An 18341-nucleotide genomic window follows, 5' to 3' on the forward strand; every position below is an offset into this window, starting at 1 on the left:
CGTCAGGTCAGCTCCTCGTGGAGTTCGAGCACGGGTCTGCGGGGCACGGCCGGGGGCCGGGGGCTTGGTGGGGGTACGGAGGGGCCGGGGTCGGGTGCGGTGGGCAGCGGCAGACCGGGTTCCGGCTCCAGTGCGAGCAGCGGTCTGGCGGTTCGCCGGGGGGCCGGCGGCTCCGGGCCGTCGATCCAGTGGCGGGCGCGGCGGTAAGCGGCCGGCGGGCGGGGCGTGCGGGTGGGCCGGTACGCCGTCCGTTCCTCGGGCAGCAGTTCACGGACCAGTACGTGGGCGTTGGTGCCGCCGAAGCCGAAGGCGCTCAGCCCGGCGCGCCGGACACCGCACTCCGGTTCCCAGGGCGCGGCGGCGAGCGCGGGGTGGAAGGGCGACGTGGCGAAGGAGAAGCGGGGGTTGGGCCGGTCGCAGTGCAGGGTCGGGGGGAGGGTGCGGTGGACCAGCGAGAGGATGACCTTGTGGAGTCCGGCCATGCCGGCCGCCATCAGCAGGTGTCCGATGTTGGACTTGACGCTGCCGACCGCGCAGTGGCCGACCGCGTCCGAGGTGCGGCGGAAGGCACGGGTGAGCGCCTGGAGTTCCATCGGGTCGCCGATCATCGTGCCCGTTCCATGGGCTTCGACGTAGGTCACGGTGTCCGCGGTGACGCCGGCGGCGGCCAGGGTGTCGGCCACCAGTTGTTCCTGGGCCCGGGGGCTGGGGGTGGTCAGTCCCATCGTCCGGCCGTCGTTGTTCAGCTGGCAGGACTCGATCACGGCGTGGATGCGGTCGCCGTCGGCGAGCGCCCGGTCCAGTGGTTTCAGCAGCACGGCTCCGGCGCCCTCACCGAGGACGATGCCGTTCGCCGCGGCGTCGAAGACGTGGCAGGCGCCGTCGGGGGAGAGCGCCCCGGAGGCGCTGAGCTTCAGGAAGGGGGTCTCGTCCAGGAGCAGGTCGGCGCCGCCGACGAGCGCGGCGTCACAGTCTCCGGCGTCCAGCGCCCGCAGCGCGAGGTACAGCGCGGACAGTGCGGAGGAGCAGGCGCTGTCGACCGTCAGATGGGGCCCGCGCAGGTCGTAGACGTGGGCGGCGTGGGCGGCGATGAAGTTCTGGTTGAGGCCGGTCACCGTGTTGCGGTGCGGGACGGGCACCCGGCTGCCGTAGGTGCTGGTGCCGGAGCCCATGAAGAAGCCGATCCGTCCGCCGGCCACGTCCTCGCGGCGATGGCCGGCGTCGCGCAGGGTCTGTTCCACGGTTTCCAACGACAGCCGGATCAGCGGATCGACGTGGGCGGCGTCGGCGGGTGCGATGTCGAAGAACTCCGGGTCGAACTCCTCGATGCCGTCGAGGAATCCGCCCCACTTGCTGATGCTGCGACCGGGTGCGGGCTGCGGCGACCACAGGTGGCGGTGGTCCCAGCGGGAGCGGGGGACTTCGGTGATCCCGCTGCGCCCTTCGCGCAGCAGTTCCCAGTAGCGGTCGAGATCGGGAGCTCCGGGATAACGACCGGCGGCACCGATCACGGCCACCGGTCCGGGGGCGGGCCGCGGGTCACCGTCGCCGCGGACGACCGGGTCGGATGCCGTCGGGCGGGCCTCCGTACGGAGGGTGGCGGCGGGCCGGGCGGGCTCGACCTCCCCGTCCGGCCGGGTCCAGCGGGCCGTTCCGACGGGGTGTTCCGCCACCAGGTGCGCGGCCAGCAGCGCCACCGTCGGGTACTCCAGGACCAGGGACGGCGACAGGGGCTCGCCGATGCGTTCCTCGAGGTCGGCGACGATGCCGGCGACCAGGATGGAATCGACGCCGAGTTGGCTGAAGTCCGTGCGGTGGTCGATCTTCTCGACCGGCATCAGCAGCACGCGGGCCAGCAGTGCGGCCACGGCCCCGGCGACGGCGGTGAGCGTCGGGCGGTCGTTCTCCACAGCGTCCCCGACCTCGTCGTCGTGTCCAGGCGCGTCCTCGTGCACCCGTCCCTCCTCGTCCTCGTGAGCGGGCGACGGCGCGGGCCACACCGCCGGGTCGACCGCGGCCGCCAGGAGGTGCGAGCGGCCGGACGCCAAGGCGGCTTCCAGAAGGTCCAGGCCCTGTTCGACGGTGTGCGGAGCGAACCCCAGCTCGGAGTAGCGCGGACTGCGCACGGCGCCCATGCCGGCGCCCGTCCAACTCCCCCAGCCCACCGAGACGTGGCGGGTACGGCCGGTGGCCCGCTCCGCCACGGCGTCCAGCACCGCATTGGCCGCCGCGTAGTCGGCCAGGCCGACGGCCAGCTTCGGCAGGGCGGCCGACAGCGAGGAGAAGAGGACGATCCAGTCGGGTTCGTCCGCGCGCAACTCGTCGAGGAGTACGAGCAGTCCCTCGCCCTTCGGTCGCCAGGTGTCCCGTATCGAACCGAGTTCCTTGCGGACGAATGCGGGGGTCTTCCGCTCGACCGACCCGGCGCAGTGCAGCACGCCCGCGATCGGCCCGAGGTCGTCACGGACCCGACCGAGGAAGGCGCGCAACTCCGCCGCATCCGTCAACTCACCGCCGTGCACGGCGATGTGGACGCCCAGGCGCTCCAGGTGCAGGAGTGCGGCGACCCGCTCGTCGGGCGTGTCCGGGCTCCAGGCGGAGCGCGGGGGCAGGGGGCGCAGGCCCATCAGCGCCAGCCGCCGGGCGCCGCGTTCGGCCAGCCGCCGCGCGCTCGCGAGACCGAGTCCGCCGGTGCCCCCCGTGATCACATACGTCCGGTGCGGGTCGACCCGTAGCGGCTGCTGCCCGTGCTGAGGCAGCCGCACCCACCGGGGCGCCAGCCGCCCGCCGCCGGTGAGTCGGATCTCCGATTCTTCCGGTCCTTCCGGTCCTTCCGGTCCTTCACCCGCGCCGAGCGCCAGTTCCCCGCACACCAGGCGCACCAGTGCTTCGCCGTCGGCGAGCGGCGCGTCGCACTCGACCGTGACGGCCGACACGTCGGAGTACTCGGCGCCGATCGACCGGACGAGACCCGCCATCCGGGCTGCCGCGGGCCAGGGCGCCTCACTCGTGGCCGGCGCGAGGTGCACCAGTGCCAGCGGTCGGCCACCGGACGTGGACACCAGCGCCTGGAGCAGCCCCAGGCGTCCGAACTGTCGCGCCAGCGTGGGCGGACCGGCCAGATCCACGAGGTCCACCACGGCGTCCACCCGGGGGTGGGCGGCGCGCAGTCGTTCCCCGAGTGCGCGGCCCGCCGCACCGTCGTCCAGATCCAGTTCGTACTCGTCCTTCCCGAGCCGGGGCAGGGTCGAACGTTCCCGCACGACGATCCAGTCGGCCTCCTGCGCGCCCGGCAGTGCGGCGGTCACCGGCAGGGTGGTTTCGCGCCCGAGGAGGACGACGTTCACCTGACGGCGGTCGCGCGGCGCGGCGGGCGGGGCCGGCACGGGGCGCCATTCACGGACCAGTAGTGCGGGCTCGTGGCGGGTGGGGCCGGGGACCGCCCGCCCTGCGCGCGGGGTGGTCCCCGGAGCGGGGGCGGATGCGTCGAGCTCCGGGGGTGCGCTCTCCCCGGCGCCCGGGGGTCCGTAGCGCAGTCGGGTGTCGAACGGGTACAGCGGGAAGCGCACCCGCCGCCCGCCCCGGGGGAACAGGGCCGCCCAGTCCACCCGGTCGCCGGCCGTCCAGGTGCGCACCGCCTCGGCCAGGGCCGGGGCGAGCGGGTCGCCAGCGGGTCCGGTGTGGTCCCGTCCGGCGAGGAAGTCGCCCAGTTTCGCGCGCAGTTCGGTGATGTCGCGGCACACCACGGCCAGCCGTCCCGGCAGGGCGGTCCGCCCGGTGCGGGAGGTGTGGGCGAGGTCGGCGAGCGTCACGTCATCGTCGAACGGGAAGGCCCGCAGCCGCTCCGCGTAGGCGCGCAACCGCTCGTCGTCCGTCGCGGAGAGGGTCACCACCTGGGGCCCGGGTCCGACGACGGGAGCGGCCGGGACCTCGGGAGCCTCCTCCAGGACGGCGTGCGCGTTGGTGCCTCCGAAGCCGAACGAGCTGACGCCTGCGCGCCGGGGTTCGTCCGGATGGCGCCGTTCCCAGGGTTCCGGGTCGGCGGCCAGCCGCAGGACGCCCCCGGTCAGGTCGATGTGCGGATTCAGCTCGGTCACATGGGGGGTGCCCGGCAGGGTGCGGTGGCGCATCGCCTGGATGACCGCGATCAGCCCGGCCATGCCGGAGGCCGACTCGGCATGGCCCGTGGACGCCTTCACCGCCCCGAGGAGGCAGCCGGGCGACGGGGACGCGCCCGGACCGCCGAGGGCCGTGCGCAGTCCCTCGATCTCGATCGGGTCACCCAGCTCGGTACCGGTGCCGTGCGTCTCGACGTACGCCAGCGAGGAGCCCGGCACACCGGCGTCCCGCAGCGCGGCAGTGATCACCTCGGCCTGGGCGGACGGCCGGGGCGCGGTGAGCGAGTGGGCCCGACCACCGTGGTTGACGGCGGTGCCGCGAATCACGGCGTGCACGGCATCGCCGTCGGCGAGCGCCCGGGCCAGGGGCTTCAGCAGGACGGCCGCCACGCCTTCGGCACGGACGTAACCGTCCGCCGTCCGGTCGAAGGAGTGGCACCGGCCGGTGGCGGACAGCATCCCGGCGCCCGCCAGCGAATCGAAGTACGTCGACGTCAGCAACACATTGACCCCGCCCGCCAGTGCGAGGTCGCAGCTGCCGGAACGCAGGGCGGTCACGGCGTGGTCCAGGGCGACCAGGGAGCTGGAGCAGGCGGTGTCGACCGCCTCGCTGGGGCCGCGCAGGTCCAGTTGGTGCGAGACGCGGTTGGCGATGACGCCGTGCACGTTGCCGGGGGCCAGCTGGGCGTGGGCGGCGTCCCCGCTGCGGGTGAGCCGTTCGGTGTAGTCGCTGAGCGTCGCACCGACGTAGACGCCCGTGCGCGAGCCGGCGAGGGCGCGCGGGTCCAGGCCGGCGTCCTCGACGGCGTGCCAGCACTCTTGGAGGAAGAGCCTCTGCTGGGGGTCCATCAGGGCCGCCTCGCGCGGCGAGATGCCGAAGAAGGGCGCGTCGAAGGCGTCCACACCGGTCAGGAAGCCGCCCTGCGGACCGGAGCCGTCCGCCCAGGACCGCACCGGCCCGCCCACCCGTTCGCCCGGGTCCGCGTCCGGTGCGCGTCCGACGCAGTCGCGCCCGGCGAGCAGGTTCGCCCAGAACGCGTCGACGTCGTCGGCACCGGGGAAGCGCCCGGCCATGCCGATGACGGCGATCGGCTCCGCCCCCGCAACGGCGGGTTCCGGGGGGACGGGGACGGTGTCCGGTGCGGTGCCGGGAAGAGGGCCAGGGACGGGTACGGGGACGGGGACGGTCCGCGAAGGGTGGGACGACGCGTCCGGCCCCGGGACGACCGCCTGACCCTGATGCGTCGTCAGATGTGCCGCCAGCGCGGCGACCGTGGGGTGCTCGTACAGGGTCACCGGTGTCAGATCGCGTCCGAACAACTCGTTGAGCCGGTTGACGAGCCGGATGGTCAGGACGGAGTCCATGCCGACGTCACCGAAGCGTTCGTCCGCCCCCAGGGCGTTGCGCCCCAGTTTCAGCAGGGCGGACACCTCCGCCGTCAGCCGTTCGCGCAGTGCCTCGGCGTCGACCGCCACGGGCCCGACCGCACCGGCGCCGGGGTCCGTGCCGAGCGCCGCGGCGATCCGGTCCTGGTCGCCGTGACCCACGAGGTAGGCACCCGGATCCGCCTCCAGCAACACGTCGAGTGCGCTCAGCGCCCGGGTCGTGGTGATGGGCCTGAGTCCGGTGGTGGTCTCGGTCAGCCGTACGACGTCCGCGGGCATCCGCATGCCGCCGTCCTGCCACAGGGGCCAGGCGGCGGAGACCGTGCGCCCGTGCCGCAGGCCCTGGAGCCGCTGTTCCTCGCGCTGCTCGACGAAGGCGTCGAGGAAGCGGTTGGCGGCCGCGTAGTCGCACTGGCCGGCGTTCCCGGTCCAACCGACGAAGGAGGAGGTGAGCAGGAGGAAGTCCAGGGGGTCGGCGGCGGTCAGGCGGTCGAGGAGCAGGGTGCCGTCCACCTTCGGGGCCAGGACCGAGCGCAGTGACCGGGGGGTCTTGGCCGCCAGCGGGGCGTCGTCGACGACACCCGCCGCGTGGATGACGCCCCGGAGGCCGCCGGTCAGTTCGCGGGCGCGGACCAGGGCGGCGTCGAGGGAGCCCTCGTCACTGACGTCGGCCCGCAGGTAGTGGGCGCGCGTCCCGTGCCGCCGCAGGCCGGTGAGGAACCGTTCGGTGTCCGGGGACGGGTCCGAGCGGCCGAGCAGGACGAGGTCGGGCACCCGGTGCCGCTCGGCCAGATGGGCCGCCATCAGCCGCCCCACTCCGCCGAGCCCACCGGTGATCAGCACCCCGCCGACGGCACCGCTGCTGCGCGCCGGCGTGGCGCTCCCGGACGGCGCTGCGGGGACCTGGGCCACCGCCGCGGACCGGGGCGTCCAGCGCTGCGCCCCGAGCCGTCGGACCTGGCGGTCCGGACCGCGGGCCTCGGTCAGCAGGTCGTGCACCGGCGGGAGTTGGGGGTCGGCCACTTCGATCCGGCCGAGTCGCAGCCGCACCCCTTCCAGGGCGAGGGACCGGCCGAGTGCGTCCAGCGCCGTCACGGCGGGGTCACCGGGACGGCACACCACCGTGCAGGCGACGGGGTGTCCGTGCGCGGAGGACCAGCGGGCGAGCGCCAACGGCAGGTCGGCGGCGGCCTGCAAGGAGAGCGGCGGCGCGAGGTAGGGGCGCAGGTCCAGGACGAGGGTCGGCTCCGCGCGGGCCTCCAGGAGACCGAGGACGGCTTCCGTGTCCACGGCGTGCGCCGTCGTCACGGCCGGCCGCGCTCCGGCACCGCGGGTCGGCGGCTCACCGCCGACCGTCACCACGAACGGCCCGTCGTGCGCGGGGGGTGGCGTGCCGGGCTCCGGCGAGGCTGCGGGCACCCATGCCGCGCGGTAGAGCACCGTTTCTGACACGTCCTGCGCGCCCCGGGGTTCCCCCGCGCTCGGCAGCACCGCGGCGGTCACCCCGGCCGGGAGCCAGTGTGTGACCGGCGCGAACCGGAACGGCGGCAGGCTCACCCGTCGGCACCCCGGCTCCGTCAGTTCCTCCCAGGGCAGGTTCGCGCCGTGCGTCCACAGTCGGGCGGCCACCGCCAGGTCCCCGGCACGCAGCCGCTCCCGCAGGAAGGCGACGCCTTCCGGGCCCGAACCGAACACGTCGCCGAGCGGGGAGCGGTCCCCGATCCGCCCGTGCACCAGTCCGGCCACCTCGGCGGACCGGCCGTCCGCGATCAGTTCGAGGGTGGCGAGCAGGTGCGGCAGGTCCGTCACCGGGTACGCCAGCCGTTCGTCCCGCGGCTGCCTCCCGACCTGGAGCGTGAACGCGAGGTCGGCGATCCGGTGTCCCGGCCCCGCCGACAGCGCGGACCGCAGCCGGCCCGCGTAGTCGCGCAGGTCGGCCGCGTCCCGGCCGGACAGCACGATCAGGTGGGGTCGGCCCGCGGCGTCCCCGGCGGTCCGGGGCGTGGCCGGTGCCTCCTCCACCACGAGGTGGACGTTGACACCGCCGGCGCCGAACGAGCTCAGCCCGGCGCGCAGCGGACCGTCCGGCGCCAGCCAGGGCTCCGCGGACCGCTGGAGGCGGAACGGTGTCCGCGAGAAGTCGATGTGCGGGTTGGCCGGATCGGCGTGCAGGGTCGGGGCCAGGGTGCGGTGCCGCAGTTGCAGCAACACCTTGGTGAGCCCGGCGACGGCGGCGGCCGATTCCAGGTGGCCGATGTTGCTCTTGACGCTGCCGATCCCGCACCGGCGCCCCTGCTCCCGCGGGCCCCCGAACGCCTCGGTGAGCCCCCGCACCTCGATCGGGTCGCCGAGCGAGGTGCCCGAACCGTGGGCCTCGACGTAGCCGATGGACTCGGGCTCGACTCCGGCGGCCCGGTGCGCCTCGCGCACCAGGGCTGCCTGGGCCGCGGGGCTGGGAACCGTGAACCCGTGGGTGCGGCCGTTGGAGTTGGCGACCGCGGAGCGGATGACTCCGTGGAGGTGGTCGCCGTCGGCCAACGCCCGGTCGAGCCGTTTGAGCACGACGGCTCCCACGCCCTCCCCGAGCACGAAGCCGTCCGCCCCGGCGCCGAAGGACCGGCAACGGCCGCCGTGCGCCAACATGCCCATCTGGGCGTACTGGACGTGCCGGGCGGGATGCAGCACCAGGTTGACCCCGCCCGCCACCGCGGCGGTGACCTCGCCCCGCAGCACCGCGCCGTAGGCCAGCTCCAGGGCCGTGCCCGAAGCCGAGCAGGCGGTGTCGACGGTCAGGCTGGGACCGGTGAAGTCGAAGAGGTGGCTGACCCGGTTGGCGATCTGGTAGCCCTCCGCCCAGGGGTAGGGCGCGGCTCCGGTGAGCGCGCCCCGGGCGCTGAACAGCGCGTAGTCGTTGGCCATCGCCCCGACGTACACGGCGGTGTTGCGGCCGATCCCCTCGGGGGTGTATCCGGCGTCCTGGAGGGCCTGGTGGGCGGTCTCCAGGAAGAGCCGCTGGCGGGGGTCCATCAGTTCGGCCTCGGCGGGAGAGATCCCGAAGAAGAGGGAGTCGAACTCGTCGACGCCGTCGATCAGCGCCGCCCACCGCGAGTAGGTGCGGCCCGGGCCGCCTTCGGCGTCGTACAGCGCCTCGTGGTTCCAGCGCTCCGCGGGGATCCCGCCGACGCAGTCCCGTCCGGCGAGGAGGTTGTTCCACAGTTCGTCGACGTCGCGGGCTCCGGGGTAGCGCCCGGCCAGTCCGATGACGGCGACGGCGCCGGCGACGGCCTCAGTGTCGGTGTCGGGGTCCGCGGTGACGGAACTCCTCCGGGGGCCGGTGTCGGCACGGGTGGCGACGGCGGGTCCGGGGGGCGGTGCGGGGGGAGCGACGGGTCCTCGGGGCGGCTCGGCCCGGTCGTCGGGAGCCAGTGCGTCGGCCAGTGCTCCGAGCGTGCGGTGTTCGAACAGCACGGTGGGGGGCAGTTCGCCGTACCACTCCTCCAGGGCCACCGTGGCGTCCACGACGGCGAGCGAGGAGGGCCGCAGTTCCTCCAGCGTGGTGTCGGCGTTCAGGGAGGCCGCGGGCAGCCCGAGGGTGCGGGCCACGACCTGCACGACGCGGTCGAGTGCGGTCCGTCGACCGGTCGCCAGTTGGTCGGGGTCGCGCGGGCCGACGGCGATCGGGGCCGTCTCGTCCACGGCGGGTTGCGACCGCTCCTCGGCCAGCTCGGCCAGTGCGCGGTGCCCCGGAACCGACGCCGGCCGGGCCGCGCCCTCGGTCGCGGGCTCGGTCGCGGGTTCTTCGCTGACGGCCTCCGGGCGGAACGCGATCGCAGCGGCGACCTCGACCGGCAGCTCGTACACCACCGATCCGTCGGGCCGCTCCCGGGCCCGGTCCCCGGCCACCGAGTCCAGGAACCGCCGGGCCGGCAGATTGCGTTCGGTGGGCCGGTAGGTCACCCGCAGCACCGTGCACGCGTCGGCCACCTCCGCCGCGAGCCGGGCCAGGAAGGCGTGTTCGACGCCCCTGCCGAGCACCCGGCAGCTCATCAGGAACATCTCCAGGTCGGCGGTCGGGCCGTCGATGCGCACCACGGCGGCGCCGACCACCCCGTAGTCGCCGAACCGGTCGGTGACCTGGACCGTACGGCAGCGCACCGCGGGGTCCGCGAGCAGCGCCGACAGTTCGGGCTCCTGGTACCGGACGGGGGCCGCGTTGAACTGGTTGGTCCGCTGGGTGAGTTGGGCGACGCGGGTGAGGGTCGCCCCCTGGGCGGGGCGGACGTCGACGCACAGGCCCAGGTCCCGGATGAAGTCCGCCAGGGTGGTGAAGGCCCCGCGCAGTTCCCTGCGCCGGCCGGCCGCCTCGTAGAAGGAGGCGCGGGCCCGGTCCTCGTCGGTGACCTCGAAGCGGTCGAAGGCCCAGATGCGGTCGACGAAGCCGGGGAGGTCCGCGGGGTCGGCCGGGCAGGTGAGCGACAGCACCTGCGGGCAGGCCGCCCGTAGCTCCGCGATCTCGACGGGGTTGTCGTCGATCACCACGAACGAGTCGAGACCGAGGTCGAGTTCGCGGGCCAGATCGGCGAGGTTCGCGGACTTCGGCTCCCAGTCGACGCGGCGTGCCGTCAGGTGTTCCTCGCCGAGCGGCATGTCGTCCCGCAGGCGCAGCACCTCGGACACGTCCCGGGCCTCGTTCTTGCTGGCGAGGCAGAGCAGGACGCCTCTGGAGCGCAGTTCCAGCGCCCATTCCTGTAGTCGGCGGTGCCCCGGTTCCACCACCACCGCGTGCGGGCCGTCCTCCCCGAGGACACCGCGCCACAGCGTGTGGTCGCAGTCGAGCACCAGCACCTTGGCCGGCGGGACGAGCGCCGCGCGGACGGCCCTCGCCGTCGCGGTGGCGAGCGCCGCGTAGCCGCCGTCCTGGTACGGGATGTGGGCGATGCGCAGGCGCCGGGCGTCATGGCAGTCGGCGATCGGGCGACCACCGCCCCGCCACTGCTCGGCGTCGAGCAGGTGTGCGCCGGGCGCTGCGGCCAAGGCGTCGACCAGCCGTCCGCGCAGCGTCGCGAGCCGGGCGGCGTCCGACCCTGGAGGGTCCGGGCAGAGCAGCACCAGCAGCGGTACCGGTGAGCGGCCGCGCAGTTGGGCGGCCGCTCCGGCGAAGTCGTCCACCGTGCGCTCGGCGTCGTCGCCGAGCCAGTCGTCGAGGCGCAGCAGGACGACGTTGCAGCCGCCCGGGTTGCGGCCGCTCTCGCTGGAGGGGTCGAGCAGCTGTTGGAAGACCTGGCCGTAGTCGGCGCACACGACGTCCAGTCCGAGGCCCAGGCGTTCCGTCCAGGCCCGCACTCCGTCCACCAGCGGGTCCGTGGTGAAGGTCGCGGAGATCACCAGGCGCCCGGCGGCGGGTGGGGCAGCGGTGTCGAAGCGGTCGAGGACCGTGACCCGTCCGGGGCGGGTTCCGGTGTGGAGGCCGTCCACGACGGCGGCGGCGACCTGTTCGGTGGCGAGCACGGTGTCCGCGCCGAGGACGGAGTCGGAGAACGCCGTACGCATCCGTCCCGGCCGTACGACGGTGCAGCGCAGTCGGGGCCGTTCCGCCGCGGCGGCGCGCACCAGAGCCTCCAGGGCCAGTTTGGCGGTGACGTAGTGGGACCAGCCGGGCGGTGGGGTGTCCACCCATGCGGTGGAGACGGCGACGAGGTGGCCGGCGTTCTCCGCGAGGTCCGGCAGGAGGGCCGCGAGCGGCACCCGGGCGAGTCGGAGGGCGTCGTGCAGGTAGTCGGCGGCGCGCCCGTCCGTCTCCGGTTCCAGGGTGAGCTGGGTGACCGGCGGGAAGGCGTTGAGCACCAGGAGGTCCAGGCGTCCCTGCTCGGCGGTGATCCGTTCCCGGGCGGACCGCGCCCAGGACCCGTCGGCGGCGTCGCCGGGCAGCAGGTGCACCCGTTCGGAGAGTGCACCGAGGGCGGCACGGACCCCCGCGGCGTCGTCCGCGCTGCGACGGTGGCCCAGGTAGACGGTGTAGCCGGCCAGGGCCAGGGCCTGGGTCAGGCTCGCGCCGAGGCCGCGGCTGCCGCCGACCACCAGTGCGGTGCGGCCGGTGCCGGGGGTGCCGGTGGGCATCAGTTCGCGCAGGCGGGCGACGTCGGGTGCGGGCACCGTGCGGCGGGCCAGCACCCGTACGTCGACGCGGCCGTGTCCGGGCAGTGCGCCCGTCAGATCGATCCGGCCGTAGCGGTCGTCGGCCGCACGGACCCGGAGTCGACCGGACGTTCCGTCCACGGAGTCGTCGAAGTGCAGCGAGAGTCCGGAGACCAGCGCGTCCCGGCCGGGTACCTCCATGCCCGCCAGATAGCTCGCCCAGCCCAGCAGCATCGCGTGCCGGACCGTGATGCCGGCGGCTTCGGCGCCCGTCGTCGCCAGCAGTTCCCGCCACTGGTCGACGGCGGCCGGGCAGCCGACCTCCCGCCGTTCTCCGACGCGGGTCCGCTCGACGGGCACGTGGTCGCAGTCCGCGCGCCGGGGTCCTGCGACGTCCGCCGGGGTGTCGCGGCGGGGCCGGCCCGGCAGGGTCCGCACCGTGAGGTCCAGCACCAGACGGCTTCCGTCGGTCACCCGGACGCCGAACCCGTCCTCGGTGCGCTCGACGGTGCGCCGGTGGGTCTGCCCCGGATGGACGGGTGCGTGGAACCGGGCGGTGATGCCCGTGATGCGCCGCGGGGTCCGTCGGCCGGGCAGGGCCGCCAGCGCGTGCAGGGTGACCAGCGCACCGTGGGCGATCGGTGCGCCGAAGGACGTCCTGGCTGCGTAACCCGCATCGGTGTGCAGGGGGTTGACGTCACCGCTGGCCGCTGCGAAGCGCTGTACGTCCTGCTCGGTGACGTGGAACTCGGTCGCGGTCACTCGGGTCACCTCTCCGCCCCGACGGGTGCGGCTTCACGGATCTTCCGGACCAGTCCGGTGAGCACCTGGCCGGGGCCGACCTCGCGCAGCACGGGTTCGGGCCGCTCCAGCAGGAAGCGCACGGTCTCGGTCCACCGCACCGGTGAGGTGAGTTGCCGCCGCAGTTCGTCGGCGAGCCGGTCGTCCGTGTGCGGGCGGGCGGTGGTGTTGGCCACGACCGGGATGCGCAGCGGTGCGAGGCGGTGACGGCGCAGGGTCTCTCCGAACTCCTCCGCCGCCGCGGTCATCCGCCGCGAGTGGAAGGCGCCGCTGACCTTGAGCGGGATGACGGCTTCCGCGCGTCCCTTCAGGGACCGGCTCGCCTCCCGTACGTCTTCTGCGGGGCCGGAGATGACGATCTGGGTGGGGGCGTTGAGGTTGGCGATGTCCACCTCGGAGTCCTCCCGGAGGGCTTCGCGCAGTGCCTCTTCGGTCAGGCCGATGACGGCCGCCATCGCACCGGGCCCCGCCTTGGCCATGGCTTCGGCGCGGTACCGCACCAGTTCGAGTCCGGTGAGGAAGTCGAAGGCGCCCGCGGCGAACAGGGCCACGTACTCGCCGAGGCTGTGTCCGGCGAGGTAGTCGGGCACCTCGCCGCTCTCCCGGACCAGGTCGAGATAGCCCAGGGCCCCGACCACGTACAGCGAGCACTGGGTGTAGCGGGTGTCGGAGAGCCGGTCGGCCGGTGCGTCGAGGCTCAGCTCCTCGATCGAGTAGCCGAGCAGGGCGTCCGCCCGCCGTACCAGGTGCGGATAGCGGGGGAAGAGGTCACGTCCCATGCCCTGCCGGTGGGCGCCCTGGCCGGGGAAGAGGTGGACGAGCGTCATGACGGTCACTCCGGGGGGGGTCGGTGGGGCGCCGGTGGACGGCCGGGCGGCGCGGGGCGGCCGTGTTCAGTGCGCGGCGAGTCGGGTCAGCCGGACGCGGAGCAGTTCCGCGGCCTCCGCCATCAGCAGGTCGGCGAGCGTGTCCGGGTGACGGGCGCGCCAGTTCTCCAGCGAGGTGCCGGCGACGTACCCGTTGAGCGCTCCCATGGCGGGTCCGCAGGCGACTTGGTAGTCCACCCGTCGCTCGCTCCTGCCGGCCATCGCCAGCCGGGTGGAGTGCACGAAGTACCACTTGAAGACCAGGGCCATCCGCTGTTTGGGGTCGGCTTCGGCGCGGGCCAGTTCCTGGGGGTCCCGGGTGGCGTAGTGCGCTGCGGTCTCCTGCCAGATCTCCTCGAAGCTGCGGCGGAAGAAGCGTTCTTGGAGTTGTCGGCGGGTGGGGGCGTCGATGGCTTCGAGGGAGTCGTGGCGCCGGTAGAGCTCGTAGAGCTTGTTGGCGCGGGCGGGGAAGAGGAGCCCCTTTCCGAGCACCTGCGCCCTGGCGCCGATCTCCAGCATGTCGCCGGCCGGGACCATGGCGGTGTCCTGCACGCCGGCGGCCTGGAGGAGGTCCTTGACGTCGTCGGCGGTGCCCGCTTCCACGGTGCACTGGTTGATGCTGCCGGTCAGCACGAAGTCGGCGCCCAGCAGGAAGGCCGCGGCGGTCGCTTCCGGGGTGCCGATGCCTCCGGCCGCGCCGATGCACACCGTCCGTCCCGCCGCGGTGCGGTCCCGCATGCGGACGATCTCGGGCAACAGGGTGATGAGCTGCCGTTGGTCGGTGTGGCCGCCCGAGTCCCCCTCCACGCAGAGGTCGTCGGCCATCGGTACGTACGGTGCCAGTGCCGCTTCGTGCGCACCGATGGCCGCCGAGGCCGCGAGCGAGGAGACCAGGTGGGCGGGGGCGGGGGCGAGGAACGACCGTGCGGCTTCGGGGCGGGAGACCTTGCCCAGCACGGAGTTGGGCACGACGACGGACCCGTCGGCGGCCCGGTGCACACCGCTGAGCCGGTAGCGGACCAGGGCCGCGCTCGGTTGGAGGAAGGCGGCGGCCTCCACCCGCCGTACCCGCCGTGCGAGGAAGAGGTCGACCGCCCCCTCCTCGCGGCGCGGGTCCTCGGGGTTGGCCAGCAGGTTCATGCCGAACGGGCCGTGCGGGCCGACGGCCTCGCGGATGCGCCCGATGGCCTCGTCGATGTGTTCCGGGCGCAGACCTCCGGTGCCGAAGTAGCCGAGGAGGCCGGCCCGGCCCATCCGGCCGACGAGCGCGGCGGAGGAGATGCCCTTGTACATCGAGCCGGTGACGTATGCGAGGCGCACGCCGTGGCGACGGCGGAACTCCGCGCTGCCGAGCGCCTCGGCGGGTGGCCGGACTCCGGCCGGTGCGACCCCGTCCAGGGTGGTCATGTCTCCCGTACTCCTCGGATAGGCACGGCGGTCGTGGGGTGCGCGGTGCGCACGCACAGGGCGGCGCGGAAGTCCGCTGGGGCGTCGAGGCAGTGGCACGTCCAGAGTTCCGGCGCGGGCACGGTGGCGCTGCGGCCCAGCACCGGCCGGCCGTTGCGCCGGGAGAAGTCCAGGTCGGCGAACGGCAGGCGCAGTCCGGCGCCCACGGCCTTGGCCAGGGCCTCCTTGAGCGTCCACAGTTGGATGAACTCGGACTCCCGCTGCTCGGCGGGCAGGGCGGCCAGTCTCGTCAGTTCGTCGGGGGAGAGGCTGTTGCGCAGGAGCGCCCGCGGTCCGTCCGCGGTCCGTCGTCGTTCGATGTCCACCCCGACCCGTCGCCCCGTGGAGACGGCGACCAGACAGGTGCCTGCCGCATGGGAGAGGCTGAACTGGCGGGCGTCGCCGAAGCGACGGGCGATCCGGGGTCTGCCGTGCTGTTCCTGGGTGAAGTCCCAGCTCTGCGGTGGTACGGACGTGCCGGTGGACAAGGTGAGCCGCAGCAGCCAGTGGGCGAGGACGTACTCGTCCCGGTCGGCCTGTCGGCGGAAGCGGGCGGCGCGCCGTCGTTCCGGGTCGGACAGGACACGGAACCGGTGCCGTCCGGCCGCCTCGTCCACCGTGCCGGGGAGCCGGGCGAGGCGCAGCACCACATCGGGTTCGGGTGAGGGCAGTTCCCGGATCGACGGTCGTGGGGGGCCGTCCCGGACCCCCGTCACGAGGGCTTCGCCGCGGCCTCCTCCTGGGCGGCGTAGCTGGCGAGCAGCTCCGGGACCTCCTTGGCGATGAATCCGAAGAGGTGCTGGGTGCGGTCCAGGCGCTGCGTCCGCTCCGGGTCCTCGTCCTTGAGGGTGTGTTGGGCGTCGCGCAGGATCCGGTCGAACTCCGGGATGTTGGCGAAGACTTCGAGCACGGCGTTGGGCCAGGACTCGTTGTTCATGAAGAGGGCGTACTCGTCGGTTCCGGGGAGGTCCCTGCGGAGCACGACATGGGCGGGGACGAGTTGGTCGGCGACCCGGTCGATGGCCTCGCGCGTGGTGCCGAGGCGGGCCGTCAGTTCGGCGGTCGTCTGCTCGGTCGGGTCACAGATGATCAGCCATCCGATGACGCGTCCGCGTTCGTGCGGCATCCCGTCGTTCTGCCAGTAGTACTCGGCGACTCCGTCGACGATGATGCGCTCGGCTTCGGTGAGGCCGGGCAGCTCTGCGGTTTCGCTTGCAGCGGTCGGATCGGTAACCATGAGTATCCGCCAATCTGTCGGCCGGTCGGCCCGTATCAGCCCTGTGATTACTTCTGATCGTTAGGCACATGCTGTCTGACGGATATTGAGCAAATCTGTCAGAGATCTGTAATGGCTGACGACATACCCTCGCTGCACCCCTGTGGCCATGGCCTCCTACCGGGAAGGCTGCGTCACGTGCTGAGATGAGGCACGTGGTTTCGACAAGCCCCCCACTACCGATGAAGGAACCGCTGTGTCTCATGCCATCGGCTTCAACCTGCTCGGAGCCATGACCGCGCATCACGGGGACCGGCAGATCAGGCTCGGTCCTGCGAAACAGCAGTGCGTACTGGCCGCCCTCCTGGTCGACGCGAACCGGGTCATCCCCTTGGACTCGCTCCTCGACCGCGTGTGGCACGAGGACCTTCCGCCCACCGGAAGAGCAGTTCTGTACAGCTACGTGGCCCGCATCCGTCGGCTGTTGTCCACAGCCGGGCAGGACGGTGAGGGAACCGACATGCCCGCCATCGTCCGCTCGTCGGGCGGCTACATGGCCCGGGTCTATCCCCCGCAGGTCGATCTGCACCGCTTCCGCAGCCTCGTCGTCTCCGCCCGCAACCGCGCCTCCGACCCCGCGGCCGCCGTCGAGCGCTACCGTGCCGCACTGGCGCTCTGGCGCGGTGAACCACTGCTCGGACTCACCGGCCGCTGGGTGGAGGCGGTCCGGGAATCCCTCGCCGCCGAACGGACGGCGGCGCTGATGGAATGCCATGCCGCGGAACTGCGCGCCGGACGACACGTCACCCTGCTGCCGGAGTTGGAGGCCGTGGCCAAGGGCCGCCCGTACGACGAGGTCTCGCTGCGGAACCTGATGACGGCCCTGCACCGCAGCGGCCGCAGCGCCGAGGCCGTGGCCCGCTACGACCGCACCCGCCGACTGCTCTCCGAAGAACTCGGCATCGACCCGAGCCCCGCCACCCAGGAGCTGTACCAAGAACTGCTCCGGGCGACCGACGCGCACGGCCAGGACGGGGCCGGCGGTGCGCCGCCGCGCGAGCCGGCGATCCAGCCGCAGCCGGTCACCCGGCCCGCCCAATTGCCCCCGCTCTGCCGCGGCTTCACCGGGCGCCACCAGGAACTAAGCTTCCTTGACGCGATCTTGACGCAGTCCCCGTACGAATCCGGCCAGTCCCGAACCGTTCTCCTGGAGGGCATGGCGGGGATCGGCAAGACCGCCCTCGCCCTCCAGTGGTCGCACCGCGCCCGCGAGGGGTTCCCCGACGGACAGCTGTACCTCGACCTGCACGGCAGCGACCCGCGCCGGCCCGCACTGACCCCCGCGGCCGCCCTCCAACGCTGTCTGCGGCAACTGGGCATCCCCGTCCCGCTCGCCCAGCACGACGTGGACGAGGTCTCCGCACTGTGGCGTTCGGTCGTCGCCGACCAGCGGCTGCTCCTGGTGCTCGACGACGCCGCCTCCGCCGACCAGGTCGAACCGCTGCTGCCCGGCGGCCGCGGCTGCGCCACCCTCATCACGACCCGAAGACGGCTCGACCGTCTGACGGTCCGCCACGAGGTCCACCCGCTGACCGTCTCGCACCTGCCTCCCGACAAGGCCACCGATCTGCTCGCCGCTCTCGTCGGCCCCTCCCGCACGGACGCGGAGCCCGAGGCCGCCGAACTGCTGGCGGATGCCTGCGGCGGCCTCCCCTACGCCTTCCACGTGCTCGCCGTCCGACTGCACCGCCGCCCCCGGGAGCCGCTGTCCGCCATGGTGGCGCAACTCGACCGCACCTCCCCGCTGGACCTGCTGCGGACCGGCGCCTTCGGCTCCGCCTCGGTCCGTGCGCTGCTGGACACCTCCGTCAAGGCCCTGCCGGGCCGGGCGCGGCGCGCCTTCCCCACCCTGGGCATGCTGTCGGCCGATCCCTTCCACGCCGAGGAGTTCGCGGCGCAGGCGAAGTGCACCCCGCGGGAAGCGCAGGACATCCTCAGCGCCCTCGCCGAAGAACACCTGCTGGACGACAGCGGTTCACACGAGTACACGGCCCACTCGCTGGTCCGTTGCTACGCGCTGGAACAGGGTGGCCGGTCGAACGCGGCCGTGGCCGCCACCCCGGGCCGAGGGGCCTGACACCGCAGCACCGGCCCACCGCAGCACCGGTCCACCGCAGCGACGCGGAGGGGCCTCGGCCGACCGGCCACCCACCGTCCACCAGACCCACGCCCCCGCCGCCCAGCACGAGGCTGCGCGCCGCCCTGAGCCCGTGCGCACGCCGAACTCCCCACCGGGGCGCGCGACCCGGACAGCCGCGCCCTGTCCGGGACAGCGCCGTTCCCTTGCACCGCGCCCTCGCCGGTCCCATCCTG

At 73.8% G+C, this 18341-nt stretch carries 6 protein-coding genes; 1 reads left to right on the forward strand and 5 read right to left on the reverse strand.

Annotated elements, in window-relative coordinates:
• Positions 1-2: 2 nt before the first annotated feature.
• The 5 genes from ACFYOU_RS28370 to ACFYOU_RS28390 form a co-directional block, all read right to left on the reverse strand.
• Positions 3-12401, reverse strand: a complete 12399-nt coding sequence (locus ACFYOU_RS28370; protein WP_391309494.1) for an SDR family NAD(P)-dependent oxidoreductase — start codon at positions 12399-12401, stop codon at positions 3-5.
• Between the two features lie 5 nt (positions 12402-12406).
• On the reverse strand, positions 12407-13267 hold the full coding sequence (fabD, locus tag ACFYOU_RS28375; RefSeq protein ID WP_391309496.1) for an ACP S-malonyltransferase: 861 nt from the start codon (positions 13265-13267) through the stop codon (positions 12407-12409).
• A gap of 66 nt (positions 13268-13333) precedes the next feature.
• On the reverse strand, positions 13334-14713 hold the full coding sequence (locus ACFYOU_RS28380; protein WP_391309497.1) for a PfaD family polyunsaturated fatty acid/polyketide biosynthesis protein: 1380 nt from the start codon (positions 14711-14713) through the stop codon (positions 13334-13336).
• Positions 14710-15468: a 4'-phosphopantetheinyl transferase superfamily protein gene (locus ACFYOU_RS28385; RefSeq protein WP_391309499.1), complete on the reverse strand. Its 759-nt coding sequence runs from the start codon at positions 15466-15468 to the stop codon at positions 14710-14712. The genes ACFYOU_RS28380 and ACFYOU_RS28385 overlap by 4 nt, the downstream gene beginning before the upstream one ends.
• On the reverse strand, positions 15465-15989 hold the full coding sequence (locus ACFYOU_RS28390; protein ID WP_389768113.1) for a hypothetical protein: 525 nt from the start codon (positions 15987-15989) through the stop codon (positions 15465-15467). Before ACFYOU_RS28390 ends, ACFYOU_RS28385 begins: the two co-directional genes overlap by 4 nt.
• A gap of 235 nt (positions 15990-16224) precedes the next feature.
• Here ACFYOU_RS28390 and ACFYOU_RS28395 point away from each other — a divergent pair, with 235 nt between their 5' ends.
• Complete coding sequence (locus ACFYOU_RS28395) at positions 16225-18105, forward strand: BTAD domain-containing putative transcriptional regulator (RefSeq protein WP_391309501.1); 1881 nt, start codon at positions 16225-16227, stop codon at positions 18103-18105.
• Positions 18106-18341 lie beyond the last annotated feature (236 nt).

Origin of the sequence: Streptomyces sp. NPDC005955, assembly GCF_042871255.1 — a bacterium.
Classification (GTDB): Bacteria; Actinomycetota; Actinomycetes; order Streptomycetales; family Streptomycetaceae; genus Streptomyces.